Source organism: Kribbella sp. NPDC051587, assembly GCF_044453945.1.
In the GTDB taxonomy this organism is placed as follows: Bacteria; Actinomycetota; Actinomycetes; order Propionibacteriales; family Kribbellaceae; genus Kribbella.
In genome coordinates this window covers 533007-559483 of record NZ_JBITDE010000001.1, presented here as the reverse complement: position 1 = coordinate 559483, position 26477 = coordinate 533007, and the positions used below count along the sequence as shown (strand labels likewise).

At 67.9% G+C, this 26477-nt stretch carries 27 protein-coding genes and 1 tRNA gene; 14 read left to right on the top strand and 14 right to left on the bottom strand.

What is annotated here, in order from left to right; genetic code table 11:
• Positions 1-33: 33 nt before the first annotated feature.
• The 5 genes from ACIA49_RS02650 to bcp form a co-directional block, all read right to left on the bottom strand.
• On the bottom strand, positions 34-972 hold the full coding sequence (locus ACIA49_RS02650; protein ID WP_396375336.1) for an NAD(P)/FAD-dependent oxidoreductase: 939 nt from the start codon (positions 970-972) through the stop codon (positions 34-36).
• Complete coding sequence (gene panB / locus ACIA49_RS02645) at positions 972-1814, bottom strand: 3-methyl-2-oxobutanoate hydroxymethyltransferase (protein WP_396375335.1); 843 nt, start codon at positions 1812-1814, stop codon at positions 972-974. Before panB ends, ACIA49_RS02650 begins: the two co-directional genes overlap by 1 nt.
• A gap of 95 nt (positions 1815-1909) precedes the next feature.
• A tRNA-Leu gene (locus tag ACIA49_RS02640) sits at positions 1910-1990 on the bottom strand.
• Positions 1991-2042: 52 nt separating this feature from the next.
• Positions 2043-3638: a VWA domain-containing protein gene (locus tag ACIA49_RS02635; RefSeq protein ID WP_396375334.1), complete on the bottom strand. Its 1596-nt coding sequence runs from the start codon at positions 3636-3638 to the stop codon at positions 2043-2045.
• 353 nt (positions 3639-3991) lie between these two features.
• Positions 3992-4462, bottom strand: a complete 471-nt coding sequence (gene bcp / locus ACIA49_RS02630) for a thioredoxin-dependent thiol peroxidase (protein WP_396375333.1) — start codon at positions 4460-4462, stop codon at positions 3992-3994.
• Between the two features lie 125 nt (positions 4463-4587).
• On the opposite strand from bcp, the gene ACIA49_RS02625 reads away from it, so the two are divergent.
• From ACIA49_RS02625 to ACIA49_RS02615, 3 genes are read left to right on the top strand one after another with little or no spacing between them, the layout of a single operon-like run.
• Positions 4588-5631, top strand: a complete 1044-nt coding sequence (locus ACIA49_RS02625) for a glucose 1-dehydrogenase (RefSeq protein WP_396375332.1) — start codon at positions 4588-4590, stop codon at positions 5629-5631.
• Between the two features lie 17 nt (positions 5632-5648).
• Complete coding sequence (locus ACIA49_RS02620) at positions 5649-5912, top strand: DUF3618 domain-containing protein (protein WP_396375331.1); 264 nt, start codon at positions 5649-5651, stop codon at positions 5910-5912.
• Between the two features lie 41 nt (positions 5913-5953).
• Positions 5954-6247, top strand: a complete 294-nt coding sequence (locus tag ACIA49_RS02615; RefSeq protein ID WP_391543269.1) for a GroES family chaperonin — start codon at positions 5954-5956, stop codon at positions 6245-6247.
• Here ACIA49_RS02615 and ACIA49_RS02610 read toward each other — a convergent pair.
• Together ACIA49_RS02610 and ACIA49_RS02605 are read right to left on the bottom strand one after the other, a co-directional pair.
• Complete coding sequence (locus ACIA49_RS02610; protein ID WP_396375330.1) at positions 6238-7269, bottom strand: FAD-dependent oxidoreductase; 1032 nt, start codon at positions 7267-7269, stop codon at positions 6238-6240. The two genes, ACIA49_RS02615 and ACIA49_RS02610, sit on opposite strands and share 10 nt — an antisense overlap.
• Before the next feature lie 18 nt (positions 7270-7287).
• Complete coding sequence (locus ACIA49_RS02605; protein WP_396375329.1) at positions 7288-7659, bottom strand: DoxX family protein; 372 nt, start codon at positions 7657-7659, stop codon at positions 7288-7290.
• Between the two features lie 86 nt (positions 7660-7745).
• On the opposite strand from ACIA49_RS02605, the gene ACIA49_RS02600 reads away from it, so the two are divergent.
• Genes ACIA49_RS02600 through ACIA49_RS02580 form a run of 5 tightly spaced genes read left to right on the top strand, consistent with a single transcriptional unit; the run spans position 7746 to position 12581 of the window.
• The gene (locus ACIA49_RS02600) at positions 7746-8249 is read left to right on the top strand and encodes a MarR family winged helix-turn-helix transcriptional regulator (protein ID WP_396375328.1); all 504 of its coding nucleotides are present in this window, start codon (positions 7746-7748) and stop codon (positions 8247-8249) included.
• Entirely contained in the window at positions 8246-9352 is a 1107-nt protein-coding gene (dapC, locus tag ACIA49_RS02595) for a succinyldiaminopimelate transaminase (RefSeq protein WP_396375327.1), read from the top strand. The genes ACIA49_RS02600 and dapC overlap by 4 nt, the downstream gene beginning before the upstream one ends.
• Before the next feature lie 41 nt (positions 9353-9393).
• Positions 9394-10551 carry an amino acid deaminase/aldolase gene (locus tag ACIA49_RS02590; protein ID WP_396375326.1) on the top strand — a complete coding sequence of 386 codons (1158 nt, stop codon included), beginning with the start codon at positions 9394-9396 and terminating at the stop codon, positions 10549-10551.
• Complete coding sequence (locus tag ACIA49_RS02585) at positions 10548-11849, top strand: D-arabinono-1,4-lactone oxidase (protein ID WP_396375325.1); 1302 nt, start codon at positions 10548-10550, stop codon at positions 11847-11849. The genes ACIA49_RS02590 and ACIA49_RS02585 overlap by 4 nt, the downstream gene beginning before the upstream one ends.
• Positions 11850-11858: 9 nt before the next feature.
• Positions 11859-12581 carry a PIG-L deacetylase family protein gene (locus ACIA49_RS02580; protein ID WP_396375324.1) on the top strand — a complete coding sequence of 241 codons (723 nt, stop codon included), beginning with the start codon at positions 11859-11861 and terminating at the stop codon, positions 12579-12581.
• Here ACIA49_RS02580 and ACIA49_RS02575 read toward each other — a convergent pair.
• Both ACIA49_RS02575 and ACIA49_RS02570 read right to left on the bottom strand, forming a co-directional pair.
• Positions 12578-12988 (bottom strand): hypothetical protein, encoded by a 411-nt coding sequence (locus ACIA49_RS02575; RefSeq protein WP_396375323.1) that lies wholly within the window; start codon positions 12986-12988, stop codon positions 12578-12580. The genes ACIA49_RS02580 and ACIA49_RS02575 overlap by 4 nt on opposite strands.
• A gap of 41 nt (positions 12989-13029) precedes the next feature.
• Positions 13030-13566: a DUF6817 domain-containing protein gene (locus ACIA49_RS02570; RefSeq protein ID WP_396375322.1), complete on the bottom strand. Its 537-nt coding sequence runs from the start codon at positions 13564-13566 to the stop codon at positions 13030-13032.
• 203 nt (positions 13567-13769) lie between these two features.
• On the opposite strand from ACIA49_RS02570, the gene ACIA49_RS02565 reads away from it, so the two are divergent.
• Positions 13770-13904 carry a hypothetical protein gene (locus ACIA49_RS02565; protein WP_396375321.1) on the top strand — a complete coding sequence of 45 codons (135 nt, stop codon included), beginning with the start codon at positions 13770-13772 and terminating at the stop codon, positions 13902-13904.
• Here the strand turns inward: ACIA49_RS02565 and ACIA49_RS02560 are convergent.
• Entirely contained in the window at positions 13885-14799 is a 915-nt protein-coding gene (locus tag ACIA49_RS02560) for a LysR family transcriptional regulator (protein WP_396375320.1), read from the bottom strand. The two genes, ACIA49_RS02565 and ACIA49_RS02560, sit on opposite strands and share 20 nt — an antisense overlap.
• 113 nt (positions 14800-14912) lie before the next feature.
• Between ACIA49_RS02560 and ACIA49_RS02555 the strand changes: the two genes are divergently transcribed.
• Entirely contained in the window at positions 14913-15656 is a 744-nt protein-coding gene (locus ACIA49_RS02555) for an SDR family oxidoreductase (RefSeq protein WP_396375319.1), read from the top strand.
• Between the two features lie 11 nt (positions 15657-15667).
• A complete protein-coding gene (locus ACIA49_RS02550; RefSeq protein WP_396375318.1) occupies positions 15668-16678 on the top strand; it encodes an alcohol dehydrogenase catalytic domain-containing protein in 1011 nt (336 codons plus the stop codon).
• 13 nt (positions 16679-16691) lie between these two features.
• Here ACIA49_RS02550 and ACIA49_RS02545 read toward each other — a convergent pair whose 3' ends face one another.
• A complete protein-coding gene (locus ACIA49_RS02545; RefSeq protein ID WP_396375317.1) occupies positions 16692-17519 on the bottom strand; it encodes an MBL fold metallo-hydrolase in 828 nt (275 codons plus the stop codon).
• Between the two features lie 62 nt (positions 17520-17581).
• On the opposite strand from ACIA49_RS02545, the gene ACIA49_RS02540 reads away from it, so the two are divergent.
• A complete protein-coding gene (locus tag ACIA49_RS02540) occupies positions 17582-18148 on the top strand; it encodes a helix-turn-helix domain-containing protein (protein WP_396375315.1) in 567 nt (188 codons plus the stop codon).
• 155 nt (positions 18149-18303) lie between these two features.
• Here the strand turns inward: ACIA49_RS02540 and ACIA49_RS02535 are convergent, their stop codons facing one another.
• Entirely contained in the window at positions 18304-18750 is a 447-nt protein-coding gene (locus ACIA49_RS02535; protein ID WP_396375314.1) for a DUF6319 family protein, read from the bottom strand.
• Positions 18751-18860: 110 nt separating this feature from the next.
• Positions 18861-20300 (bottom strand): NADP-dependent phosphogluconate dehydrogenase, encoded by a 1440-nt coding sequence (gene gndA, locus ACIA49_RS02530; protein WP_396375313.1) that lies wholly within the window; start codon positions 20298-20300, stop codon positions 18861-18863.
• Between the two features lie 185 nt (positions 20301-20485).
• On the opposite strand from gndA, the gene ACIA49_RS02525 reads away from it, so the two are divergent.
• Positions 20486-25138, top strand: a complete 4653-nt coding sequence (locus ACIA49_RS02525) for a DUF2961 domain-containing protein (RefSeq protein ID WP_396375312.1) — start codon at positions 20486-20488, stop codon at positions 25136-25138.
• Entirely contained in the window at positions 25135-25680 is a 546-nt protein-coding gene (locus tag ACIA49_RS02520) for an isochorismatase family protein (RefSeq protein ID WP_396375311.1), read from the top strand. The genes ACIA49_RS02525 and ACIA49_RS02520 overlap by 4 nt, the downstream gene beginning before the upstream one ends.
• On the opposite strand, the gene ACIA49_RS02515 is transcribed toward ACIA49_RS02520, so the two are convergent.
• Positions 25648-26400, bottom strand: coding sequence for an SDR family NAD(P)-dependent oxidoreductase (locus tag ACIA49_RS02515; protein WP_396375310.1), 753 nt, complete (start codon positions 26398-26400; stop codon positions 25648-25650). The two genes, ACIA49_RS02520 and ACIA49_RS02515, sit on opposite strands and share 33 nt — an antisense overlap.
• Positions 26401-26477: the final 77 nt, after the last annotated feature.

The window sequence follows — 26477 nt, the reverse complement described above, 5'->3', positions numbered from 1 at the left end:
GCCGTTTCGACAGCAACCTAGTACACGACTGAGTCAGCGAACCTCGAGTGCGGATCGGGTCTCCTCGGCGATCAGGTCGGCGTTGATCGCTTCGCCGGCGTTCACGCCTGCGGCGGCGGCGTGGACGACCTGTGCCGTCGGGTCGGTCACGTTGCCGGCGGCGAAGATCCCAGGGACCGATGTTCGGCCTTGGGGGTCGACGTCGAGGGCGTCGCCGTAGGTGACGCCGGCTGCGTTCCGGCTGGTCGCCTTGAGTCCCAGTTCGGTGAGGAAGTCCGCCTTGGCTCGCAGGGTTGGCTGGATCGCCAGGACGTCGCAAGGGACGAGCCGGCCAGTCTCCAGCCGTACGCCGGTGACTTTGCCGTCTACCACCTCAAGACGCTCGACTCTTCCTTGGACGACGGCGATCTGGCGCGCAGCGAGCTCCTCCCGCTGCACGTCGGTCAGCTCCGGTCCGGTGTGCAGCAAGAGCGTGATGTTGTCGCTCAACTGGCGAAAGAGCTGGGCCTGGTGGACGCCCAGTGGGCTGACGGCGAGTACGCCGATCGCCTGGTCCCGCACCTCCCAGCCGTGGCAGTACGGGCAGTGCAGAACGTCTTTGCCCCACTGCTCAGCCAGACCACCGACATCAGGCAGTACGTCGGTCAGCCCGCTAGTGACCAGGATCCGCCGCCCCCGGTACGTCGTACCGTCGGCCAGCTCGACCGTGAACACCTCGCCATGCCGGACTGCCGTCACCGTGCCGGTGGCGAACTGACCGCCGTACCGGGCGACCTCGGCGCGGCCGAGCGCGGTGAGCTCGCTCGGCGGCGTCCCGTCTCGGGTGAGGAAGTTGTGGACGTGGGCGGCGGATGTGTTGCGCGGCTGACCGTCGTCGATCACCAGCACCGAGCGGCGTGACCGCACCAACGCCAACGCGCCACTCAGCCCGGCAGCACCGCCTCCGACCACGAGGACGTCGTACTCGCGCATCAGGAGTAGCTGTGGTCGTCGTCGGGGTAGCGGCCTTCGGCCACCTCGGTCGCGTACTCGGCGAAGGCGTCACCGAGGATCTGATCGAGGTCGGCGTACCGCTTGACGAACTTCGGAAGGCGTCCGGGGGTCAGACCCGCCAGGTCCTGCCAGACCATGATCTGGGCGTCGCAGTGCCGTCCGGCTCCGATGCCGACCGTCGGGATGTGCAGTTCCTTGGTCACGCGGTTCCCGAGATCGGCGGGGACGGACTCGAGGACGAGGGCGAACGCTCCCGCGGCTTCGAGTGCCAGCGCATCGGCCAAGAGTTGGTCGCCTGCTTCGCCACGGCCCTGGATACGGCGCATACCGCCGAGGACGTTGACGCTCTGCGGGGTCAGGCCGAGGTGTGCCATCACCGGGATGCCGGCGTCGACGAGGCGCCGTACCTGGTTCCGGGTGCGGCCGCCGCCTTCGAGTTTGACGGCGTGGGCCCCGCCCTCCTTGAGGTGCCGGGTGGCGTTGGCGAGCGCCTGTTTGGGTCCGTTCTGGTAGCTACCGAAGGGCAGGTCGGCGACCACCAGGGCGGTATCGGTGCCGCGGACGACGGCCTGCACCATCGGGATCATCTGGTCCATCGTGACGGCGATCGTGTCGGGGTGACCGAGGACGGTCATGCCGCTGGTGTCACCGACCAGCAGGGCCCGGACGCCGGCCCGCTCCATCACGCCTGCGGTCTGGGTGTCGTAGCTGGTGAGCATCGCCCACTTCTCGCCACGGTCGGTCGCGGCCTGCAGGTCGCGGATCGTGATCCGCCGATCGGTCGGCCACGCGGACCTGGTGGGCACGGGGGAGAGAGTCATGACGCCACTCTGCGAGCCATTACCTTGATCTGTCAAGGTAAGACTGGCGGCACGAGGCCTTGGTGAGGCGTGATGGCGGGTGGGTACGACGGGGGTGCCAGAGGCGGGACTCGAACCCGCACGCCCAAGGGCACCGGCACCTAAAGCCGGCGTGTCTGCCGTTCCACCACTCTGGCCGGGGAAGAAGCGAGCTCCCCTAGGACAGACATCCTAGGGGAGCTGTGGTGCTCAGCGACTCTGCAGGGCGTCGATGAAGACCTGGCGGAGGTCGCCGGGGTCCTTGGCGACGTAGGACTGGCCGCCGGTGGCCTGCGCCAGCCGACGGAGCTCGTCGGGGTTGGCGTCGGGGCCCATGCCGAGCGCGATGATCCGGACCGGGCGGTCGGGGTCGGTGATGCTCTTGAGCGTCTTGACGGTCGCGTCGAGGTCGCCGCTGCCCGGGTCGTCGTTCTTGCCGTCGGTGAACAGCAGGATCGAGTTGACCGCGTTCGGGTTGTAGTCCTTGCGGACCGCGTAAACGGCCGCGATCGCGGTCTCGTAGAGCCCGGTGCCGCCGTTCGGGATCGGTTTCTGGACCTTCAGCACGTTGCCGATCACCGATCGCTGCTTGGCCGAGAGTGGCTTGATCGGGACCAGCGGCTTGTAGTCGGCGCCGTCCTTGCCGTTGTTGGACGAGAACGTCCACAGGCCCAGGGACGCGGTGTCCGGGAACAGTTTGAGGCCCTCGGAGGCGGCCTCGATGGTCAGCTGCATCCGCGTCTTGTTGCCGACCTTCTCCGCCATCGAGCCGGAGACGTCGATCACCGCGAGCGAGTGGGTGGACAGCGAGAGCCGGCTCCAGTTGCCGAGGGTGCGGTCGATCGTCTCGGCGTTCGGCTTCGGGAGCTGGTCGACCTCGCCGACGCCGCGGCCGCCGCTGAGCTGGTCGAGCAGCTGGTCGCGGAAACCTGCCTGGTCGCGGGCCTGACTGGAGGCGTCCTCGAGCATCTCGGCGCCGAGCGTCTTGCCGGCGTCACTGAACTTCGTGGTGTCGGCCTTGGCCGTGACCACGACCGGGTAGTCGAGCGAGAGGGTGCCGGTGGTCGGCATGACGGCCTTCAGGCCACCCTCGGGGTGCTCTTCCTGGTAGTTCACGAAGGACTGCTCCGAGGCCGGCACGATGATGTCGTTGCCGCCCTGGGCCGCGCGGCCGAAGAGTGCGTTCACATCGGTGTACGGCTTGGGCATCGACCCGAGGTGCTGCGCCAGCGGTACGACGACGCCGCTGACCTGGTTGTCGGTGGTCGAGGTCTGCTGACGCTCGGACTGGACCGCCAGCAGCGCCAGGGCGCCGGGCGACGTACCCAGCGGGTCGACCAGGGCCGGCGTGGCACCGGCGAAGGCGCGCAGCCAGGACGAGGTGTCGGCGAAGCTGGTGTTCTTCCCGACCAGGACCATCGGCGAGCTGGCGATCGACGGGACGGCGATCGACGGCACGGTCTCGCCGTCGTCGGCCTGGGAGACCCAGATCGACGAGTCGGGGATCCAGAGGTCGGGCCGGTTGTCGCTCCCGCTCGCGATGTCCCGGGCAACCTTGGCGGCCGCGGTGGCGGTGATCGTGAACTGCAGGCAGGGGACGCCGTCCTTGCCGCCCTTGGCCGCCAGCGACTTGGCCGCGGCCTCGATCGAGGACTGCAGCTCGGGCGCGACGGTCAGCTTGACCTGAGTGGGGTCGTCGCAGGCCTTGCCGCCGAGACCGTCGGCGCCCGCTTCCGAACCGAAGGACCGGACCACGAAGACGCCGCCGATCGCCAGCACCAGTAGTCCCACCGCGGTGATGTACACCGGTCGGCGATTGTTGTTGCTCTTGTTACTTCGCGTTACCGCAGAGGAATGCTTTCCCATCGCGGTTGGTCCCTCCCTCCCAGAGGCTCACTGCGCGCGCAGAGTACCCGGTTTCGGCAGGTCAGGGCGAAGTTCGCAATGAACCGAAACGGTCCCTCCGGAAGACTGCAACGGTCTCCGGAGTACCGCTTGTTCACAGGAAAGCGGGAAATCTCACTTTCGGTAATGCGGTAGCTGCGGTCCGCTGAACTCGGGGTGTGATCCAAATCACACCGCCTTGGTCAGCCTCTGGACCGCTTGCATGAAACGGTCGAAGGTTTCCCTCCGCCGATGGACGCGTTTTCGTCAAGCAGCTACGACAGACCCAGGTCGCGCCGGAGCTTGGCGACATGCCCGGTCGCCTTCACGTTGTACTGCGCGACGGCGATCTTTCCGTCCGGATCGACCACGAACGTCGACCGGATCACCCCGGTCACCTTCTTGCCGTACATCGTCTTCTCCCCGAACGCGCCGTACGCCGCCAGCGTCTCCTTCTCCGGGTCACTCAGCAGCGGGAAGGTCACGCCGTCGCGCTCGCGGAACTTGGCCAGCTTGGCCGGCTTGTCGGGGGAGATGCCCAGTACGGCGTACCCGGCGGCCTGCAGCGAGTCGAGTGAGTCGCGGAAGTCGCAGGCCTGCTTGGTGCAGCCCGGCGTCATCGCCGCCGGGTAGAAGTAGACGATCACGCTCTGGCCGCGCAGGTCCTTCAGCGCGACCTCGTTGCCATCGGCATCCTGGAGGGCGAAATCAGGTGCGGCGTCGCCGACTGACAGACGTTCGGACATCAGGCCCTCCACGGATCGAGTGAGATGCCGCCAATGCTACGTGCGGGAAAACTCTGGCCGGGTCACCGGGGGGACGCCCACAGCGATCGAGGTGACAGTCGACATGACCCGGTTAGCCTGAACCCATGCGGGCTATGACCGTCACAACGGGGAAGGCTGACTCGGCGCGGTTGGGAGAGGTCACAGAACCTCCGGCCGTTGACGGATCGGTCCTGGTGGAAGGCCTGCTGACAGGCATCTGCGGGACCGACCTCGAGCTGGTGTCAGGTCATTTCGGCACCGGCCGTCCGGGCTCCGACGAGCTGGTGATCGGCCATGAGTCGCTCGGCCGGGTTCTGGAGGCACCTGCCGGATCCGGCTTCGCACCTGGTGACCTGGTCGCCGGAGTGGTTCGCCGACCCGATCCGGAACCCTGCCCGGCCTGTGCACGCGGTGAGTGGGACTTCTGCCGCAACGGCCGCTACACCGAGCGCGGCATCAAAGAGATGGACGGGTACGGCGCTGAGCGCTGGCGCGTCGACCCGTACTTCGCCGTACCGGTGCCGGCCTCGTTGGGAGACCTCGGCGTACTGGTGGAGCCGGCCAGTGTGCTCACCAAGGCCTGGGAGCAGATCGATGTGGTGGGCGGCCGGTCCTGGTACGGCCCGGAACACGTCCTGATCACCGGGGCCGGACCGATCGGCCTGCTGGCCGCTCTGGTGGCCAAACAGCGTGGGTACGACGTTCATGTCCTCGACCGGATGCAGGACGGGCTCAAGCCGGACCTGGTCCGGGCACTCGGGGCCAACTACCTGACCGACCTCACCGAACTCCGCGTCGTACCGGATGTGGTCGTCGAGGCGACCGGTGTCGGGCAGGTGGTGTTCGACTGCGCCAAGCTGTTGGGACCGGCTGGAGTGATGTGCCTGATCGGCATCTCACCGGGGCCGGCGTCGATCGACGTACAGCTCGATGCACTGGTCCGGCAGCTCGTCGTCCGCAACGCTGCGCTGGTCGGCGTGGTGAACGCCGGCAAGCGGCACTACGCGGATGCTGTGGACGTGTTGCAGGCGGCCGATCCGGAGTGGCTGCGCCGCTTGATCACCCGGACGGTTCCGCTGTCCGACTGGCCGTCCGCGCTCGTCCGGGAGCCGGACGACATCAAGGTGGTCGTGGACTTGCAGCGCTGACCTGCGAAGATGGGGACATGTCGGACACGAAAGCTCGGACCGCAGAGCAGATCGAGGCGGACATCGCCGCCACCCGGGCACGGTTGGCCTCGACCGTGGATGAGCTGGTCGACCGGGCGCACCCGAAGAACGTGGCCAGGCGTCAGGTCGAGCAGGCCAGGTCCCAGGTCTTCGACGAGACCGGACAGCTGCGGACCCAGAAGCTCGTCGCGGTCGCCGGTGCGGTCGCGGGCGTCGTCGCCGTCCTGCTCGTGATCCGTCGCCTGGTGGGACGCCGGTGACTCCTCGCAAGAAGCTCTCCGACGACAAGCTGCCGATCCGGATGCTGCACGACCGCGTCCTGGTCTCGGCGGAGGTCGAGGGTGAGCGCAAGTCGTCGGCCGGCATCCTGATCCCCGCCACCGCTCAGATGGGCCGCCGGATGGCCTGGGCGAAGGTGGTCGCGATCGGTGCCAACGTCCGGACCGTCGAGGTCGACGACCGGGTCCTGTTCGACCCGGAGGACCGCGCCGAGGTCGAGGTCCGCGGCGACGACTACATCCTGCTGCGCGAGCGCGACCTGCACGCGGTCGCGGCGAACCGCCTCGAGGACGGTCAGACCGGCCTCTACCTCTGAAGCACCAGGTCTCGCACCTGCTGGCCGATCAGAGGCACGAACTTGAACCCCGAGCCGGAGAACCCTGCGGCAACGGTGACCGGCCCGGACCGTTCAAGGACCCACGTCTTGGTCGGCGTGTTGTCGTAGAGACAGCTGATGGCCGTCGTGCGGCTGGTGTCCAGCCCAGGGAAGGTGGACTCGACGTACCGGATCAGTGCGGCGTCCCGCTCGGGTTCCACCTGGAAGTCGCGGGTGTCCGGGTCCACCTCCGGTCCAGTGCCGTGCAGGCCGACCTTGACGCCGGAACCGTCCTCGAACAAGCCATAGCTCCCGGCGCTCTCGTCCACGAAGCTCGGCCAGGACAGGTCGGGTGAGACTGGTGTGAAGAAGCGGGGCTGCTCCTGCGTCACTCTGAACGGCGGGAGCGTCGCCAGTCCGCTCACAAGCTTGGGAGCCCAGCACCCGGCCGTCACCACGACATGTGCCGCTCTGATCGCGCCACCGGGTACGTCGAGCTCCACCAGGCCGTTGTGGCGCCGGATCGCCTTCACTGGCGACTGCCCGCGGAACTCTGCGCCGAGACGGGCGGCTGTGGTCTGGAGTGCCTTCACCGTGCGATCGGCGTACAGGCGTCCCGATCCGGGCTGGTGCAGCACCGGAGTGGTGAAGCGGAAGCCCGGCCAGCGCTCGCTGGCAGCCTCGGGCGTCAGCACCTCACCGGTCGTCGCATGCAAGGCCCTGAAGGTTTCGACGGTGTCGTCGGTGACTCCGAAGTCGATACCACCGGTCACCTCGAACAGGGTCTCGCCGGACTCGGCTTCGAGCTCCCGCCACAGCGGCCGGGCCAGCTCGGTCAGCCGGACCTGCTCGGCGTCGTCAGCGGCTGGACGGAAGAGTCTGGTCCCACCGTGCGATCCGCCGCGGTCGTGGCCGAGCGTGAACTGCTCCAGTACGACGACCTCCCGGCCGGCGGCGGCCAGAGCCCGGGCCGCCGCCGATCCCATCGCGCCCGCCCCGACCACCGCCACGTCGTACGTCATGCTTGCAATGATGCGGCCTCAGAAGCTGTTCGGCCCGAAGCGGAAGATCGCGACCACGACAGTCAGGACCAGCAGAACGGTGTTGAAGCCGGCCAGCGGCAGCTCCTTGCGGCGGACGTGGGTGATGATCGCCCCGGCCATGATGATCGCGAGACCGGTCGCGGCGAGCGGGACCAGGATCGGGGCGATGTCGAGAACGGCCGGCAGGATCAGCCCGATCGCGCCGAGGATCTCCACCGCGCCGATCAGCTTGACGCCCGTGTCGGAGTAGTCCTCGACCCATCCCATAGTCGACTGCAGCTTGCTGCGCGGCTGGGTCAGCTTGGTCGCGCCGGCCCCCAGGAACAGGGCGGCCAGGACTCCGGCCAGGATCCACAGAAAGACGTTCATAGCCCACTCTCGGTGATGAGTTGATGTATCAACATCACCGTAGAGGGCGAGACTTGAAGCGTCAAGTAACCCCGTATACTGCCGGTATGGCGTCGGATTCCGAACCCCGGTGGCTCACCGAGGACGAGCTCGCGACCTGGCTGGCCCTGGTCGGAGTGATCTTCAAGCTGCCCGGTGTGCTGGACAACCAGTTGCAGCGGGACTCCGGCCTGACCCATTTCGAGTACCTGGTGCTCGCCGGCCTCTCGGAGTCGCCCGATCGGTCGCTGCGTATGAGTGACCTGGCCGGCTTCGCCAACGGTTCGCTGTCCCGGCTGTCGCATGTCGTGAAGCGACTCGAGAACCGCGGCTTCGTCGTACGGCGGACGGCCGAGGACGACGGCCGCATCACCGTGGCGACGCTCACCGACAGCGGGTACGACTTCGTGGTGACGGCGGCTCCTGGCCACGTCGGTGCGGTCCGGGAGTTCGTGATCGACGCGCTGTCGCCCGAGCAGCTGCACCAGTTGCGGGCCATCGCCGACCAGATCATGACCAGAGTTGATCCCGATCAGGCCTGTCCGACCGGGCGAGAGACAATGGGTGGGTGAAATTCGAGACCTCCAGCCGGTTGCCAGACTTCCCGTGGGACAAGCTCGCCCCTTACAAGGCCAAGGCGGCCGCGCATCCAGGTGGCATCGTCGACCTGTCCGTGGGCAGTCCGGTGGACCCGGTGCCCGCACTGGTGCAGAAGGCGCTGGCTGACGCGGCTGACGCCCCGGCGTACCCGACCACTCTCGGTACGGCGTCCGCGCGGCAGGCTGCGGTCGACTGGATGGCACGGCGGCTCGGTGTGGTCGACGTGGACCCGCAGCACGGCGTACTGCCGGTCATCGGGACCAAAGAGCTGATCATGATGCTGCCGACCCTGCTGGGTGTCGGCGCTGGGGACACTGTGCTGATCCCCGACCTGGCGTACCCGACGTATGAGGCCGGTGCGGCCCTGGTGCGCGCGACCAGCGTGCCCGTGGCGGATCCGACGTCGTACGACGGCGGTCCGGTCCGGATCGCGTACCTGAACTCGCCGCGGAACCCGTCGGGGCAGATCACGCCGGCTGACGACCTGCGGCGGGCTGTGGAGTGGGCGCGGGCGAACGACGTACTGCTGGTGAGTGACGAGTGCTATGCCGAGTTCGGCTGGGACGAGAAGCCGATGTCGGTCCTCCACCCGGACATCTGCGGTGGGAGCTTCGACAACCTGCTGGCGGTGCACTCGCTCTCGAAGCGCTCCAACCTGGCCGGCTATCGAGGCGGATTCGTCGCCGGTGACGAGACCGTGGTCGCTGAGCTGCTCGCGGTGCGCAAGCACGCCGGGCTGATGGTTCCGTCGCCGATCCAGGCCGCTATGGCTGCTGCCTTCGCCGATGACACCCATGTGGACGAGCAGCGCGAGCGGTACCTCCGCCGCCGTGCGCTGCTGCGCGACGCGCTCACCGAGGCCGGCTGGAACATCACGCTGTCCAACGGCGGGCTCTACCTGTGGGCCGATCACCCGACGTACGACTCCTACGAGTCGGTGGCCGCGCTGGCCGACCACGGCATCCTCGTGGCGCCGGGCACCTTCTACAGCCCGACGGCCGATCACCATGTCCGGGTGGCGCTGACCGGGACCGACGAGCGGGTCGAGGCGGCAGCGGCGCGATTGCAGTCGTAAAGATGTATTACCTTTCAGTATTTCTTCGCTACACTCCCAAGATGGGTGAGTTCGAGCGGTACGGACGGCTGACGGCGGGCCTGGATGCGCCGTTCGCGGTGGTGGATCTGGCCGCGTTCCGGCGGAACGCGGACGATCTGGTCCGTCGCGCGGCCGGGACGCCGATCCGGGTCGCGTCCAAGTCGGTGCGGTGCCGGGCGCTGCTCGCGGCCGCACTGGAGCGGCCCGGATTCCACGGCGTGATGGGCTACTCGCTCGTCGAAGCGCTGTGGCTGGCCGAGAACGGGGTCGACGACATCCTGCTCGGCTACCCGACCGCGCATCGCGCTGCGCTGCGGGAGCTGGCCGCCAACCCTGAGGCGGCCGCGAAGATCACGCTGATGATCGACTCACCCGAGCACCTCGCCTTCATCCGCTCGGTGACGGCTGGTGGTGGCGCCAAGATCCAGGTTGCGCTGGATGTCGACGCGTCCCTGCGGGTCTTCGGACAGCACCTCGGAGTACGGCGTTCGCCGCTGCGCACCCCGGAGGACGTGGTTGGGCTGGCGCGCCAGGTGGTCGCGGACGATGCGTTCGAGCTCACCGGCGTGATGTTCTACGAGGCGCAGATCGCCGGTCTGCCCGACACCTCCCCGGCCGTGCGCTGGGTGAAGCGCCGTTCGGCTGCAGAGCTCGCTGACCGGCGCGGTGCGGTGGTGGACGCGGTGAAGCAGCTCGGTCCGCTCCGCATCGTCAACAGCGGCGGAACCGGCAGCCTGGAGATCAGCAGCGCCGATCCTTCCGTCACCGAGGTCACGGCCGGCTCCGGCCTCTACGGACCGACGCTCTTCGACAAGTACGACGTCTTCCAGCCCGAGCCCGCGGTCGCGTACGCACTGGACGTCGTACGGCGTCCTGCCCCGCGGATCGCCACGTTGTTCGGTGGCGGGTATGTGGCCTCCGGCCCGGCGAAGAAGTCGCGCCTGCCGTTGCCTGCCTGGCCGGCCGGTCTGAAGCTGTTGGGCACGGAAGGTGCCGGAGAAGTGCAGACTCCGGTCCTTGGAAAGTCCGCCGACGGGCTGCATCTTGGAGATCGGGTCTGGATGCGCTACGCGAAGGCGGGGGAGATGGTCGAGCGATTCGAGGTCGTGCACGCGATCGACGGCGACGAGCTCACCGAGCTCACGACGTACCGAGGTGAGGGGCGGAACTTCGGATGAGCACGTGGCGGAATTGGTCGGGGACTGAGTCGGCGCGGGGGGTTGAGATCTTGCGGCCGGGGTCGGTCGACGAGCTGGCGGCTGCGGTCAAGGCCGCGGCTGAGCAGGGCAAGAAGCTCAAGGCGGTCGGGGCCGGGCACTCGTTCACCGGGTGTGCCGCGCCGGAGCAGGTGATGGTCCGGCTCGACGGATTGTCGTCGATCACCAGTGCAGACAAGGATTCCGGCCGGGTGAGCGTCGGCGCGGGGACCGGCCTGCGGAGGCTGAACGCCGGGCTGGCCGCCTTCGACCTCGCGATGGCGAACCTCGGCGACATCGACAAGCAGACGATCGCCGGTGCGATCTCCACCGGCACCCACGGGACCGGTGCGAAGCTCGGCGGGATCGCGACCCAGATCGCCGCGCTCGACCTGGTCACGGCAGACGGTTCGGTCCTGCACTGCTCGCCGGAGGAGAACGCGGACGTCTTCAACGCGGCCCGGGTCTCGGTCGGCGCGCTCGGGGTGATCAGTTCGATCACGCTGCAGACGGTGCCGGCGTTCCTGCTGCGGGCGCAGGAGATGCCGCTCCCGATGGCCGAGGTGCTGGACGGGTTCGATGAGCTTGCCGATGGCAACGATCACTTCGAGTTCTACTGGTTCCCGCACACCGACGTCGCGCTGACCAAGCGCAACAACCGGGTCGGCGAAGGGGTCGCCGCGTCGCCCGTCGGCGCGGTCCGGGGCTGGATCGACGACGAGCTCCTCTCGAACCGGGTCTTCGAGCTCACCAACCGGCTCGCGATGCGACGGCCGGCGCTGGTGCCGCGGATCAACCGGCTCGTGTCGCGTGCCCTGTCAGCCCGTGAGTACGTGGACGCGTCGTACAAGGTGTTCGTCTCCGAGCGGAACGTGCTGTTCCGCGAGTCCGAGTACGCCGTTCCCCGCGAACACGTGGTCGAGGTGCTTCGTCGGCTCCGCGACTGGATCGATGCCTCGGGCCACCACCTTCCTTTCCCGATCGAGGTCCGGGTGGCGGCGGCCGACGACATCTGGCTGTCGACGGCGTCCGGCCGGGACACGGCGTACATCGCCATCCACCAGTACCACCGGCTGCCGCACGACATCTACTTCCAGGCGTTCGAGCGGATCGTCGCCGAGTACCAGGGCCGTCCGCACTGGGGCAAGCTGCACACCCTGGGCGCCGAGGACTTCCGCGCGCTCTACCCGCACTACGACGACTTCCTCGCCGTGCGCGATCGGGTAGATCCCCAGCGCGCCTTCGATAACCCCTACACCCGGAAGGTGTTTGGCGCTTAGCCTGCGGGCATGAGTGCTTCGGAGGGGTTGCAGGCGGTCGACGAGGATTGGCAGAAGGCGCTGGCGGTGGTGGCGCATCCGGACGACCTGGAGTTCGGGTCGGCGGCGGCGATCGCGCGCTGGACGGCGCAGGGCAAGGAGATCGTCTACGTCCTGCTGACGTCGGGGGAGGCGGGGATCGACGGGCTCGCGCCGGACGAGTGCGGTCCGTTGCGGGAGGCCGAGCAGATCGAGTCGTCGCGGATCGTGGGCGTCTCCGCGGTCGAGTTCCTCGGTCAGCCCGACGGCACGATCGAGTACGGCGTACCGCTGCGCCGGGCGATCGCCGAGGTGATCCGCCGGCACCAGCCGGAGATCGTGCTCACGAACAACTTCCGCGACACCTGGGACGGCGACGTACTGCTGAACCAGGCTGACCACATCAACACTGGCCGAGCCACCCTGGACGCGGTCCGCGACGCGGCCAACCGCTGGATCTTCCCCGACGTGGGCGAGCGCTGGGCCGGCGTGAAGCAGGTCTGGGCGTGCGGCTCCCCGAACTCGCGGCACGCCGCCGACACCACCGAGACCTTCGCCACCGGCGTCGAGTCCCTGAAGGCGCACAAGGCCTACATCGAAGGCCTCAACTGGCCGCACTTCGACCCCGAGGAGTTCCTCGAGGGCGTTGCCCGACCCACTGGCACTCGCCTTGGCACCAAATACGCGACCCCCTTCGAGGTCTTCACCCCCTAGTCGGTGGGCAGCTCCCGGGCGGCCTGCAGATGCGGCGGCGTCGGCTTCGGCCGGCGCGGCTCGCGGTCACCGGCCGCGTCGCCCGGACCTTGCGGGCTGATCCACGAACGCACCAGCGTGCGCCCGTGCTTGCGCGTCACCCGGTGCAGGTCGACGCGCTCGACCTCAGTGGCAGCAATGCCGAGCTGGCAGAGCGTGCGCTGGGCCATCGCATAGGCGTGGTCCTGCTTGCGGGGCGACGCCTTGTGCTGGAGGACGATCGCGACCTTGCCGTCGGGCAGGTCCTCCATGCGCTGGAACCGCAGACCTCGATCGAGCGGGTACGAGGTGAGCGACAGGGCGACGTACTCGGGCTCGGACAGACGACGGACCGGCTTGGCGTGAGCAATCACTTCGTACCTGGACATACTTCGATCATGCGTCGCCCAGCGATGGAACTCCAGCAAATCTAGAGCTGGAGAATCCGCTGCGCCTCCGACAGCACGGCCGGCGAGGTGATCGACTGCCAGCGCGGGATCTGCTCCTGCAGGAACGGCCGCAGCTTCGGCGCGAGCGCGGGAGCGTGGTCGAGGACGTCGAGTTCGTTGACGATCGTCAGGTCGACGAACTCGCGCAGCTCCTCACCACCGAGCTCCTCCGACGTACCGGTGAAGCGGTCGGTGACCGTGCGGTGCTCGGCGAGATCACGCCAGGTGGTCTCGCGCTCGCAGGCGCCGTACCGGTAGACGAGCAGCTCGGCCTCCGGGCCGATCACCGACTCGAGCACCGGACGCTCGGCCTGCCAGTCGAACAGGTGGGTGGGGAATCCGTCCGTCCCGTACGCCGCGTGTGCCAGCCCGGCGAGGATCAGCGTGTCCGAGCCGCCCAGCGAGGTCAGCCGCTTGGCGACGCGGTGCAGGTGCACGTAGAGGGTCCCGCCGGCGTGGTCGATCTCGTCGGCGCCGCGGACCAGCAGCAGTGAACCCAAGTCCTGGAATGTGCTCATCTGACCCCTTCGTGGCGCCGGCCCGGGCACCCACCGTACGGCCCCGGCCTGCCGCGCGCCCACCATCTCGGCGTGCCGATTCGGTCACACCATGTTCACCCGTCGTTCCCGCCTAAGGAACGCCCCGGATCGCACCCCGAACCGCCCCTGGAACCCACGCCGTCCCCTGGCACCCGGCGCCTGCCGCGAGCCAGCATTTCCTCATGAGCAACACCGCAGCCCGCTGGACCCTGATCGCAGTCCTCGCCGCCATCACGCTTCTGACGATCACCATCACGTCGCGCCTCGACGGCGCGCTCAACGACCCGGCTCAGACGGTTACGCAGTCGGCTGGGTGATCGGCAGCAGCACTCGGCTGGTCTCCTGCAACAGCAGTGGCAGATAGGGGTTCGGGTTGTGCACGGCCCACATCAGGGCCAACTGGTTCGGCGGCGCGTCGACCAGCGGCAGCCACACCAGTCGCGGGTGCGCGAAGTACGTGACCGTTGAGGCCGGTGCGATCCAGCAACCGTGGCCGGCGGCGACCAGGTGCAAGCACTCCTCGGGCGTGCGGGCCTGCGGCCCGAAGACGGCACGCGTGCCGTCCGGCCGCGGATCGATGAACCAGAAGCGCACCACAGCCTCCGGCATGCCTTCGCGCGGACCAACGACCGGTACGTCGGCCAGGTCGGCGATCGTCAACGTGGTCCGCTCGGTGAGCGGGTGACCGGGAGGCAGAGCGACCCAGCGATCCTCCGCGAACAGCGGATGGATGGTGAAGCGCGGGTCGTCGCCGATCGGCAGCCAGAGGAAAGCAGCGTCGGCACGGCCCTTGAGCAGAGCGTCGATCTCGTCCGGCAGCGTGTGCGAGGCGATCGGCTGCACCTCGAGGTCCGGCGCCTGCCGGCGGAGGGCGGCCTCGACGGCGGGCATGAAGTGCGCGGTGCTCTGCGCCTTGAAGGTGATCCGCAGTGGTTCGGAGCGGCCGGCGCCGACCATGCGGGCCTCGGACACCATCGCCTCGGCGGACTGGAGGAGTGCCTCGCCCTGCTTGAGCACGACCAGCCCGGCCGCGGTGAGCTCGATTCCCGTGGCGAGTCGCACGACCAACGCCGTACCGACGACGCGTTCGAGCTGACGGATCTGTCCGCTGACCGCTTGCTGGGTCAGGTTCAGCCGTCGGGCGGCCCGGGTCATGCTGCCGTCCTCGGCCACGGCGGCCAGTGCCTGCAGGAGGCGCAAGCTCAGATCCACCCTGCAATCGTGCCACAACGATTCCTTGTGACCTCCCTAAGAAGTCTCTGTTTCCTCATCGCGCCGTGACGCCGGACGATCGGAGCAGGGCGACTTGATGGGAGAAAACAAGGATGACGCTGCAGGGAAAGACGGCGCTCGTCACCGGTTCGTCGAAGGGGCTCGGGCGCGCGATTCTGCTCCGGCTCGCCGGGCAGGGCGCGAACGTCGTGGTCAATTACTCCCGCGACGAGAGCGCCGCGGCCGAGGTTCAGGCGGCCGCCGAGGCACTCGGGGTGCGAGCGATCACAGTCGCGGCCGACGTGTCCCAGGTGGACGGGATCTCGCGGGTGTTCGATGCGGCCGTCGAGGCGTTCGGCCGGATCGACATCGTGGTCGCGAACGCCGGCATGGAGAAGGTGAACGTCCCGGTCACCGAGGTGACCGAGGAGGACTTCGATCTCCTCTTCCGGGTCAACACCAAGGGCCCGTACTTCGTCCTGCGCGAGGCGGCCCGGCGGATCGCCGACAACGGCCGGATCGTCACGATCTCGTCGAACACCACCACGGTGCCGCAGCTCGGCGTCGGCCTCTACGGCACCAGCAAGGTGGCCACCGGCTACCTGGCCCGGGTCCTCGCCCTCGAGCTCGGTCCACGCGGCGTGACCGTGAACACCGTCGTACCGGGACCGATCGACGGTGCGGGCATCTTCACCGACCCGGCGAACGACGAGTACAAGCAGAGCCTGGTCGCGATGGTGCCGATCGGGCGGTTGGGTACGACGGAGGACGTGGCCGGTGTGGTGGCGTTCCTGACCAGTGACGACGCCGGCCTGATCACCGGACAGCAACTGGTCGCCGACGGCGGAATGCACTGAAAGGGAGCTTGATGACTGACACGATGCGCGCGGCCCAGGTCCAGCAGGCCGGCGGACCTTTTGTGGTGACCGATGTGGCGATCCCGGAGCCGTCGCCCGGACACATCCGGGTCAAGGTGCACGCCTGTGGCATCTGCGGTGGTGACGCGATCCCGCGCAACGCCATCTTCGGTACGACGTTGCCCCGGATCCCCGGCCACGAGATCGCCGGCGTGGTCGACGCGGTCGGCGACGGCGTCACGCTCTGGACGGTCGGCGAGAAGGTCGGCGTCGGCTGGTCCGGCGGCGTCGACTTCACCTGCGAGTACTGCCGTCGCGGTGACTTCACGAACTGCGTCAACCGCACGATCGTCGGTACGTCGTACGACGGTGGTTACGCCGAATACATGGTGGCCCCGCAGGACGCGGTCGCCCGGATCCCCGACGGCCTCACGTTCGAGGAGGCGGCCCCACTGATGTGTGGCGGGATCACCGCCTTCAACGCACTCCGCCATGCTCACGCGGGCCCGGGCGACCTGGTCGCCGTACAGGGTGTTGGTGGGGTTGGGCACCTGGCGATTCAGTTCGCCGACAAGATGGGCTTCCGCACGGTCGCGATCAACCGCGGTCGCGACAAGGAGGAGCTGGCGCGTCAGCTCGGTGCCGACGAGTACATCGACAGCACCGAAGGTGACGCCGGCGAAGCCCTCAAGGCGCTCGGCGGTGCGGCCGCCGTACTGGCGACGGTGTCACGAGCCGACCTCCAGTCTGATCTGGTCAAGGGCCTTCGCCCCAACGGCCAACTCATCGTGCTGGAGGGCTCCGACCCCATCCAGGTCACCGGCCACGACCTCGCCGACAGCCGCATCAGCGTCTCCGGCTGGTACTCCGGCGTCGCCCAGGACTCCGAAGACACCCTCAACTTCGCCGTCCTCAAGGGCATCCGCCCGATCATCGAGACCTACCCGCTCGAAGAAGCCGAAGCCGCCTGGCAACACCAACCCAAAGCCAACCTCCGCATAGTCCTCAAAACCCAACCCTGAAAGGACTCCGCTGTCAGGAGATTGATGGCGCCAGGTAGTTGAGGGTGTAGCCGCTGGGGGCGGGGGTTACGGCGGCTATGCCGGGGGAGTCGAGGTGGGCGCCGGCTACGTAGTGGTCGGGCTGGGTGAGCTGTTCGAGGAGACCGGCGCGTGCTTTGCGGGCTTGGGCTTGGTCGCCGTCGAGCTCCCAGGACACGTCCGGTTGGGCGAACTGGAGGGTCGGGACGTGCACTGTGTCGCCCCAGACCAGGAGATGGCCGCTGGTGCTGTGGATGTCGAAGACGGTGTGGCCGGGGGTGTGGCCTTCGGCGGGGACGGCGGTGGTCCAGTCGTTGATGGTCACCTTGGCGGTGATCGGTACGACGCGATCGGCGACCGGGGTCAGGCGGCCGGTGAAGATTGGGGTGTCGCCGGCGCCGACCCAGACCCGCTGGAGGTGGGGGAAGGCTTCTGAACCGTCGGGTGTGATGAGGCCGTTGACGTGGTCGCCGTGCTTGTGAGTGATGGCGACGTCGGTGATGTCGGTGCGCTCGATGCCGGCCTCCGCGAGGGCGTCGTAGAGCAAGCCCATGGTGGGACCCATGCTGGCGTCCAAGGCGTCGGCGGCACCGGTGTCGACGAGTACTGACTGGGTGCCGTCAGTGATGTAGAAGGCATTGACCGACAGGCGCAGGTTGCCCTCGATGATCGGAACGGTGTCCGGTACGGCGTCGAGCGGGCTGCCGCTCTCGTCGCGCAGCCGCGTGGGTGGCATGTCGATGTAGCCGTCGCGGAGCGAGACGACCTGCAGGTTGCCGAACTGGAACCGGGCGTGCAGCTGCCCGCCCGAGATGTAGTGCATGGTGCCTCCAGCTAAGATCTCCGATACAAGACACCATATCTAACATAGAAGAGGGTGCAGCGGTGGCGGAGGAGCTGGCGAGCGGGTTCGGGAGCCGGGCGCGGCAGCGCCGCGAGGAGGCCGGACTGACGCTGGAGCAGTTGGCGCAGCGCTCGGCGGTGAGCCGCGCGATGCTGTCCAAGGTGGAGCGCGGGGAGACCAGCCCGACGATCGGCGTTGCCACCAAGATCGCGCACGCGCTCGATACGTCCCTGTCGGACCTGATCGGTGCGCCCGCGTCCGCCGGTGTCGCTGTCGTGATGCGCAAGAGCGAGCGGCCGGTCTTCCGGGACCCGGAGACCGGATTCGAGCGCCATGTCGTGTCGGCTGCGCTGGGCGCGGGCCGGACCGAGGTGATCGCCCACTACCTGCCGGCGCAGGTCTCGACCGGGCCGCTGCCGGGCTACCCCGCGGGCACCGAGAAGCAGCTGGTGATCATCAAGGGCACCCTGACGGTGTCGATCGACGGGGGCGGTGAGCGTCTGCAGGCCGGTGATTCGATCTTCTACCGGGCCGACGCGGTGACCGAGTTCGCCAATCGCGCGAACACGCCCTGCGAATACCTGATGGTCATCTCCCGGCGAGCCTGAGAACGGCCGCAGCCCAGGCGCGCGGGGCACCTGGGCTGCGAGGGCGATGTGCGTCCTGGGAAGAGGACGAGCATCGGCTGGTCCTGATGGCCAGGGAAGGTGGCCGGCAGGACCGGATCGTCGGGCCGGCGAGGGCCAGACAACGGGCGGGTGGATCAGGAAAGGTCGGCGAGCGCCTGGCGGGCGGCCTCGAGCTCGGCTTCGAGGGCGGCGACCTTGGCGGCCTGCTGGGCGCGGGCCTCCTCGATGACCTCGTCGAGCGGGGTCGAGAGGTCCTCGTGCAGCTCCTTGGCGGCACGCGAGACGGCCGCGGCCGCGACGGCCACGCCACGAGCCAGGTACGTCGAGCCCTGCTTGAGCTCGGCGGTCCACTCGCCGTCGGCGGTGCCGGTGACGGTGAGCGTCAGCTCGATCGTCTTGGTCTTCTTCGCGGCGGCCTTCTTGGCCGGAGCCTTCTTCGGCGCGGGCGCCGGGGCCTCGGTGTCAGCGACGGCGTCGGGGGCCGAAACGGACTCGGAGGTTGCAGCGGGGGTGGTGTCGGCGGTGACGGGAGTGTCGACGTCGTCCGACGGCGTTTCTACTGCCAGAGTGTCTACAGTCATCGTTGCGGCGATCTCCTTAGTTACATCGCCCGCGGTGAGCGGGCTGGCACTGTGCGAACATTAGAACATACGTTCGACCCTAACGCCAACCCGCCCGCGTGTCGCACGACCTAGGACTTGGTCTCCGACCGGTCGCCCGACCACTCCAGGTGGAAGGTCCCCTCGGCGTCCACGCGCTTGTACGTGTGTGCCCCGAAGAGATCCCGCAGACCCTGGATCAGCGCCGCCGGCAGCCGCTCCGCGCGCAGACCGTCGTAGTACGACAGTGCGGCCGAGAAGCCCGGTGCCGGTACGCCGGCCGTGGCCGCCGTCGCGACAACCCGCCGCCAGGCGTCCTGACCGTTGGCGACCGCGTCCTTGAAGTAGTCGTCGACGAGCAGTGACGGCAGTGCCGGGTTGCGGTCGTAGGCCTCCTTGATGCGGTCCAGGAACCGCGCCCGGATGATGCAGCCGCCGCGCCAGATCGTCGCCATCGCACCGAGGTCGACGTTCCAGTCGTACTGCTCCGAGGCGGCCCGGATCGCGTCGAAGCCCTGCGCGTAGGCGACCAGCTTGGACGAGTACAGCGCGTGCCGCACGTCCTCGATGAACGCCTCGCGATCGACATCCAGCTTCGCCGACGCCGGCCCGGGCAGTACGCCGGCTGCGGCCTCACGCCGTACGACGTCGCCTGACAGTGACCGTGCGAAGACAGCCTCGGCCATACCGCTGACCGGGATGCCCAGGTCGAGTGCGGACTGTACTGTCCAGCGTCCGGTGCCCTTCTGCTCCGCCTGGTCCAGTATGACGTCCACGAACGCGCCGCCGGTGGTCGGGTCGACCTGACTGAGCACGTCGGCGGTGATCTCGATCAGGAACGACTCGAGGTCGCCGGTGTTCCACTCACGGAACACGTCGGCCAGCTCGGCCGGAGTCAGCCCCAGCACGTGCCGGAGCAGGTCGTAGGCCTCGGCGATCAGCTGCATGTCGGCGTACTCGATGCCGTTGTGCAGCATCTTCACGAAGTGGCCGGCACCGTCCGGGCCGACGTGCACGCAGCACGCCTCGCCGTTCACGTGGGCGGAGATCTTGGTCAGGATCGGGCCCAGGGAGTCGTAGGCCTCCTTGGAGCCGCCCGGCATGATGCTCGGGCCGTTCAGGGCGCCCTCTTCGCCGCCGGAGACGCCGCTGCCGACGAAGTTCAGCCCCTTCTCGCTCAGGGCCTTCTCGCGGCGGCGGGTGTCCAGGAAGTGCGCGTTGCCGGCGTCGATGACGATGTCGCCCTTCTCCAGCAGCGGCACCAGCTCGTCGATCACGGCGTCGGTCGGCTCGCCGGCCTTGACCATGATGATGATCTTGCGCGGCGTCTCGAGCGCCTCCACCAGCGCGGGCAGGTCGGCGGCGGGGGTGAAGTCACCTTCGTGCCCGAACTCCTCGATCAGCGCGTCCGTGCGGCCCTGGGACCGGTTGTGGACGGCGACGCGGAACCCGTTGCGCGCCAGGTTCCGGGCCAGGTTGCGCCCCATCACGGCGAGGCCGGTGACGGCGATCTCGGCTTTCTCAGAGCTCATCGATTACTCCCGCAGTCTCAAGTTGTGTGCGGTCCCATCTTCGCGCGCTCGGCAAGCGGTCGCCGCAGCGGCCCGCCTCGCGGACAACCAACTGACCGAAGCTGAGCTCTTCTCAACCCGAGTGCATCGATGGTAGACACTGAGAAATCGATTTCCCGCCATCCATTCCGCCGGAGGGCCCGCCCATGTTCCGTCGAATAGTCGCGGTTCTCGCCGCCGCCGTCCTTGCGTTCCCGACCGCTACAGCCTCAGCCGGTACGACGCCGCCAGCGGGTGGCAACGGTCCCGTCGGATGGGACGTCTACCGGAACCTGGACCGCCTCCCGGAACTCCAGACCGCCGTCCGGACCAAGCAGTTCTCCAGCTTCGGCCGCGACGGCACCAACAACGACGGCTTCGAAGGCACCTACTCCTGCCTCCGTACGACGGACGCCGGGTGCGTGATCGCAGAGGACAGTGGCCCTGGTGAGGTCGCCTCCATCTGGTTCACCCGCGACGAGGGCCACGTGACCAAGACCGGCACGATCACCGTCGAGCTCGACGGCAAGCAGGTGCTGCACGGTTCCTTGCAGGACATCGTCGACGGCAAGCTCGGTGCGCCGTTCAGCTATCCACTGGTCGCGAACGCGGTCCAGAGCAGCGGTGGCGTCTACATCCGGGTCCCGATGCCGTACCGCTCCTCGATGCGGATCACCACCCAGAGCAACCCGTACTTCTACCACGTGGACTACCGCCAGTTCCCGGATACGAACGGCATCCAGACCTTCGACCCTGCTGACAAAGCCGAGGACGTTCTCAAGCTGCTCAACGCTGCGGGCACCAAGGATCCCAAGCCTGCCCAGCCGAACAGCCGCACCACCAAAGCCGGCGTGAACCTTGCCCCCGGCAAGCGAGTCACTCTGGCCGACACCTACGGGCCAGGTGAGCTCACCGCGCTCCGGCTGAAGCTCCCGGAGATCGTCGGCCTCGAGTTGCCCAGCACGACAGACGACGGCCGGGCCTTCACCGGCAGCAGTAAGTTCACGATGAAGATCAACCCCGCCAACACGGGCGTGAAGCTGACGCGCCGGATGGACCTGCGGATCGGCAACCAGCGCGCCAAGATCCTCGTCGACGGTGTCGAGGCCGGCGAGTGGGCGCCGCTCAAGGCAGCAGGTGCGCAGTGGCACGACCAGATCGTCGACCTGCCCGCCGCCCTGACCAAGGGCAAGTCGCAGATCACCATCACCAACCAGTTCATCTCGTCCGACCTGGACTTCAACGAGTTCAGCTACTGGGTCGATTCGCCCACCCGCACCGACACTCTGAACGTCGGCCCGGACCACGTGGCCGACGAGCAGGCACACGGCTACGAGATCACCAAGCAGGCCTGGAGCGGCTCACACACGATGCCGTACGCCGCCACTCCGGCTGACGGAGCTCGGGTCAAGCCCTCCGACTCCCTGCTTGCCGGAGTCCGTGTCGAGGTCACCATCGACGGTCAGAAGCGGGTAGACGCCCCGCTCGGTGAGTTCTTCGGCTCCGGTCTCGGTGAGAACCCGGTCCGCTCCCTCTTCTTCGCCATGGACCCCAACGGCTGGTACTCCGCTTGGTGGCCGATGCCGTACGTCGCCCGTGCCACCGTCAGCCTGGTCAACAAATCGGCGTACAAGCTCACTGGTCAGGCCGAGGTCACCGCGTCTCGCGACGCCCGCAAGGCAGTCGACCTGGTCACCGGCAAGACCGGCTACTTCAGTGCGATCTCCAAGCGCGGTGAGACCACGCAGGGCAGCGACTGGACGTTCGCGCAGGCCTCAGGTCGTGGCAAGTTCGTCGGCGTCGTCCAGACAATGGAAGGGCTACTTGCCGACGGCAACACACGCGGCTACCTCGAAGGCGACGAACGCGTGTACGTCGACGGCGAGCGGACCCCGGCGATCCACGGCACCGGGACCGAGGACTACTACGAGTCCGGCTGGTATTTCAACAACGGCACGTACTCGACGCCGTTCCACGGCAACGCCGCGCACGAGGTCCAGGCCGGCTTCTGCACCAACGAGTGCGATGGTGCCTGGCGCTTGCACATCACCGACTCGATCGGCTTCGAGAACCAGCTCGACATCGGTATCGAACACGGCCAGCAGGACGACCACCCGGCCGTCTACGGCTCCACCGCTTTCCTTTACACCTCGGGCAAGTTCGGCGCTCGGGAGACGGATCGGATCAACGCAGAAGGTCCGGAGCTGACGTCCGTCTACGAAGGCGACCACGACGACGTCCAGCTGACCGACCAGGTTGGCTCGGCACTCAAGTTCACGGCCAAGATCGATCCGATCAACCGCGGCGTGACGCTCCGCAGGACGAGCGATCAGCAGACGGCCGGTCAGTCGGTCAAGGTGTTTGTCAACGGCAAGGAGGCCGGAACCTGGCTACAGCCGCTTGGCAACTCGCACCAGCGTTGGCTGGACGACAACTATCAGTTGCCCGCGGCACTCACCTTCGGCCGCACCAAGCTGGACATCGAGCTGAGACCGACGAGTCCGACCTGGACAGCCAGCCAGTACGTCGTTCAGTCGCTCGTCATCCCGTACGTCGACCGTCGCGCTCCCGGCGCGGTCACCAACCTGAAGGCGATCGGTCAATCGGGCAACGCGATCAACCTGAGCTGGACGGATGCAGTCGACGACTCAGGCATCAAGTACTACACCGTGTACGGCACCAAGGGTGGCGAGGAAAAGCTGCTCGGCACCACGCCACTGCCTGGCTTCGTCCATCGCAACCTCGGACTCCACGAGACCTGGACCTACCGTGTCGCCGCGGTCGACCTCGCGGGCAACGTCGGCCCGAAGTCGCAACCCATCAAGGGAACCAGCGGCAACGGGATAAGGATCGAGGGCGAGTCGATGCTCCCGCCGCAGTCGAGCACAGTCCCGGTGGACCCACAGGGGAGCTGCTGTGGAGTGAGCTGGTCTGGTGGAGCCCAAGCCTGGATCCACGGCACCAAGGCAGGCGACAAGACCGTCCTCGCCTTCACCGTCCCGACCGCCGGAACCTACGAGCTCAACATCGGCCTCACGAAGGCCGCCGACTACGGCATCGTCGACGTACAGGTCGATGGCACTCCCGCAACGAACTTCGACGGGTACGTCGCTGCTGGCGTGACCACGCAGCGCGTCGGTCTCGGCAGTAGGCAACTCACCGCAGGCAAGCACACGTTGACCATCACCTTGACCGGCAAGAACCCGGCCGCCACCGGCTACCTCGCCGGCCTCGACTACTTGGACCTGGAATTGAACAACACGACGATCACGCCGTTCACCAAGACCGACACGGTGGTTGCCGCGGGCAAGTTCACCAAGATCTACGACCCGAGTGTCGGCGAGTCCGGCCCCTGGTACTACAACGACCACACGCTGATCCAGGACCGCACAACCGGTACCTGGCACGTCTACGCGATCACCCACGCCGAGCCGGCCGACCCGCTCGACGAGAAGAGCTTCGGCCACGCCACCGCCCCGACCCCGAACGGTCCGTGGACCAAGCAACCGCCGGCGCTGATCGCGGATCCCGCTGCCGGTGAGAGTCACATCTGGGCGCCGCACGCCATCTACGACAACGGCACCTACTACCTGTTCTACGCGGCCGGTACGCCGGACCACACGGCGTACCGGATGCATTTGGCGACGTCCACCGACCTCAAGACCTGGACCCGCGACGCGGCCAACCCGTTGTTCACCGACGGCTTCGACGGTCGTGACCCGATGGTGCGCAAGGTCGGTGACCAGTGGGTGATGTACTACACGGCCAACTCGTCGCCGTCCGGCGGAAACCACATCGTTGCCTACCGCACCAGTACCGACCTGCGGCACTGGAGCGCACGGCAGACCGCCTTCCAACACCCTGCCACAGGCACGTTCGGTGGTCCGACCGAGTCGCCGTTCGTCGTACAGCGGGGAACCGACTATTACCTGTTCGTCTGCTGCGACGGCGGCTACGAATCGACAAAGGTCTACAAGAGCAAGGACCCACTGCACTTCAGCATCGACCAGTTGGCCGGCACGATCCAGGCGCACGCGGCCGAGGTCGTGCAGGACGGTGACGACTGGTACGTGACCGGTGCCGGTTGGGGCAAGGGCGGTCTGTTCCTCGCGCCGCTCGACTTCGCCAAACAAGAGGTGACCAAGGGACAAGTGGTCAGCAACGACTACTACCGCGCCACGATCCAGACCAGCCCCCGAGCCGCCCTCACCGGGCTCGAGGTCGACCCCACCGGGCAACGTCAATACCGCCCGGCCCTCGATTCGACCGGCCGTGCGACCGCGCCGTACCTGGGCGTTGGTGGCTTCGGCGCGACGGACATCACCGGCCCGGCCCAACAGGTCGAGACCACCGGTACGGCGCTCACCCTCAAAGGCATTGCCTTCGGCGACGAGCCCGTGACGGCCGACTGGAGCTTCGACTTCGGCAGCAAGACCTTTGACACCGGCCTGTCCTGGAAGGTGAACGGGGCAACGACCGCACCGCTCTGGGAGGTGGCCTTCAACGTCGACTCAGCCCTTCCGAACCAAGGCGATCCCGGCGGCTTCGACCGCGACGGCGACGTCGCTGGCCTCCCGAAGTGGTCGATGGCGACCGGCCCCGGCCTCAGCCTCGTCACAGCACACAAGAACGCCTGGTCCAACGACAACCACTGGTACGACCCGGTCAGCGACGGCGTCGCCTGGCAACCCCTCTGGCAGCCAGGCGGCCGCCCCTGGCCCCAAGGCACGTACGACGGCGGCACCTGGCGCATCGGCTTCTCCGGCACCGAACGCGACGTGAACTACGCGAACTCCCTGGCGGCTAACCTCGGCGGATGACCACGCTGAGCCTGGATCCCCGCCGTACGGCGCTCGTCCTGATCGACCTGATGCCGCGCATCGTCGCCCTGGACACCGTTCCCCTCAAGGGAAGCGAGGTCCAGGAGCGCTGTGTCGCCCTGGCGAAGGCGACGCGCTCCGTTGGCGGTCTGGTGGTCAACGTCCGGGTCGAACGCCCGGGCGTCGACCACCAACCCGAAGGCAGCGGCTTCGCCGTCGAGCCCGAACCCGGCGACCTTGAGATCGTCAAGCACACCCTCGGCGCCTTCGGCCGCAGCACCCTCGACGCAGACCTCCAGCAGCGCAACATCACCACCCTCGCCCTGGCCGGCATCGCCACCAACTTCGGCGTCGAATCCACCGCCCGCGCCGCCGACGACCTCGGCTACGAGACCGTCTACCTCACCGACGCCATGACCGGCCTCGACCACCATGCCCACGACTTCGCCCTCACCCAGATCTTCCCCCGCCTCGGCACCCTCTGCACCGGGGTCGAGTTTGTCGCCGCCCTACACGGCGAGGCGGCCGCCGTCGATCGGTAGCACGGTGCCGTGAATGAGTGAGGCCTGGTCCGAGGCGAGGAAGACGATGCCGGCCGCGATCTCGGCCGGGCTCCCGACGCGCTGCATCGGGGTCGTGTTGGCCAACTGGTCCAGGCTGTCGCCCATCACGGCGGTTCCCTCGGTGCGGGTCGGTCCAGGGCTGACGGCGTTCACCCGGACGCCACCGGCTGCATACTCGGCCGCCCAGGACTTGGTCAGCAACTGCAGTGCGGCCTTGCTCGACCCGTACGCCGCCGCTCCCGCCATCCCGAAGGTCGCCACCATCGTGGTGACGTTGACGATCGATCCGTGCCCGCGCTGCACCATCAGCGGTGCCAACGCGGCCACCAGGTAGAACGGCGCCCGGACATTGACGGCGTACGCGGCGTCGAAGTCGGCCGGTGCCACGTCGGCGGTCGGGCCCATCGGGAAGATCCCGGCGTTGTTGACCAGGACGTCGACGTGTCCGCCGCCGAGCTCGATCGCCTGTTTCGCCAGCGCCTGCACGCTGTCCAGGTCCGCGAGGTCCGCCTGGACGAAATCGGCCCGGCCGCCGACCGACCGGATCCCGGCCGCCACCTCGTTGCCGCGGGCGTCGTCACGGCCGCTGATCACGACGTACGCGCCACGCTCGGCCAGTGCCTCGGCGACCGCCCGCCCAATCCCGCTGTTCCCGCCGGTGACGAGTGCCGTCCGCCCGGCGAAGTCCTGCTCGGTCATATCCCTGCCCATCTCTGAGTTGGAGTGATTACTCCAATCGTGGAGCGCGAAAATTGGAGTATCAACTCCAAAATGCC

Bases quoted from the DNA above. Each gene is read 5' to 3' on its own strand.
- ACIA49_RS02650 (WP_396375336.1), bottom strand. From the start codon at position 972: ATGCGCGAGTACGACGTCCTCGTGGTCGGAGGCGGTGCTGCCGGGCTG.
- panB (WP_396375335.1), bottom strand. From the start codon at position 1,814: ATGACTCTCTCCCCCGTGCCCACCAGGTCCGCGTGGCCGACCGATCGG.
- bcp (WP_396375333.1), bottom strand. From the start codon at position 4,462: ATGTCCGAACGTCTGTCAGTCGGCGACGCCGCACCTGATTTCGCCCTC.
- ACIA49_RS02625 (WP_396375332.1), top strand. From the start codon at position 4,588: ATGCGGGCTATGACCGTCACAACGGGGAAGGCTGACTCGGCGCGGTTG.
- ACIA49_RS02620 (WP_396375331.1), top strand. From the start codon at position 5,649: ATGTCGGACACGAAAGCTCGGACCGCAGAGCAGATCGAGGCGGACATC.
- ACIA49_RS02615 (WP_391543269.1), top strand. From the start codon at position 5,954: ATGCTGCACGACCGCGTCCTGGTCTCGGCGGAGGTCGAGGGTGAGCGC.
- ACIA49_RS02610 (WP_396375330.1), bottom strand. From the start codon at position 7,269: ATGACGTACGACGTGGCGGTGGTCGGGGCGGGCGCGATGGGATCGGCG.
- ACIA49_RS02605 (WP_396375329.1), bottom strand. From the start codon at position 7,659: ATGAACGTCTTTCTGTGGATCCTGGCCGGAGTCCTGGCCGCCCTGTTC.
- ACIA49_RS02600 (WP_396375328.1), top strand. From the start codon at position 7,746: ATGGCGTCGGATTCCGAACCCCGGTGGCTCACCGAGGACGAGCTCGCG.
- ACIA49_RS02590 (WP_396375326.1), top strand. From the start codon at position 9,394: ATGGGTGAGTTCGAGCGGTACGGACGGCTGACGGCGGGCCTGGATGCG.
- ACIA49_RS02585 (WP_396375325.1), top strand. From the start codon at position 10,548: ATGAGCACGTGGCGGAATTGGTCGGGGACTGAGTCGGCGCGGGGGGTT.
- ACIA49_RS02580 (WP_396375324.1), top strand. From the start codon at position 11,859: ATGAGTGCTTCGGAGGGGTTGCAGGCGGTCGACGAGGATTGGCAGAAG.
- ACIA49_RS02575 (WP_396375323.1), bottom strand. From the start codon at position 12,988: ATGTCCAGGTACGAAGTGATTGCTCACGCCAAGCCGGTCCGTCGTCTG.
- ACIA49_RS02570 (WP_396375322.1), bottom strand. From the start codon at position 13,566: ATGAGCACATTCCAGGACTTGGGTTCACTGCTGCTGGTCCGCGGCGCC.
- ACIA49_RS02565 (WP_396375321.1), top strand. From the start codon at position 13,770: ATGAGCAACACCGCAGCCCGCTGGACCCTGATCGCAGTCCTCGCCGCC.
- ACIA49_RS02555 (WP_396375319.1), top strand. From the start codon at position 14,913: ATGACGCTGCAGGGAAAGACGGCGCTCGTCACCGGTTCGTCGAAGGGG.
- ACIA49_RS02550 (WP_396375318.1), top strand. From the start codon at position 15,668: ATGACTGACACGATGCGCGCGGCCCAGGTCCAGCAGGCCGGCGGACCT.
- ACIA49_RS02545 (WP_396375317.1), bottom strand. From the start codon at position 17,519: ATGCACTACATCTCGGGCGGGCAGCTGCACGCCCGGTTCCAGTTCGGC.
- ACIA49_RS02535 (WP_396375314.1), bottom strand. From the start codon at position 18,750: ATGACTGTAGACACTCTGGCAGTAGAAACGCCGTCGGACGACGTCGAC.
- gndA (WP_396375313.1), bottom strand. From the start codon at position 20,300: ATGAGCTCTGAGAAAGCCGAGATCGCCGTCACCGGCCTCGCCGTGATG.
- ACIA49_RS02525 (WP_396375312.1), top strand. From the start codon at position 20,486: ATGTTCCGTCGAATAGTCGCGGTTCTCGCCGCCGCCGTCCTTGCGTTC.
- ACIA49_RS02520 (WP_396375311.1), top strand. From the start codon at position 25,135: ATGACCACGCTGAGCCTGGATCCCCGCCGTACGGCGCTCGTCCTGATC.
- ACIA49_RS02515 (WP_396375310.1), bottom strand. From the start codon at position 26,400: ATGACCGAGCAGGACTTCGCCGGGCGGACGGCACTCGTCACCGGCGGG.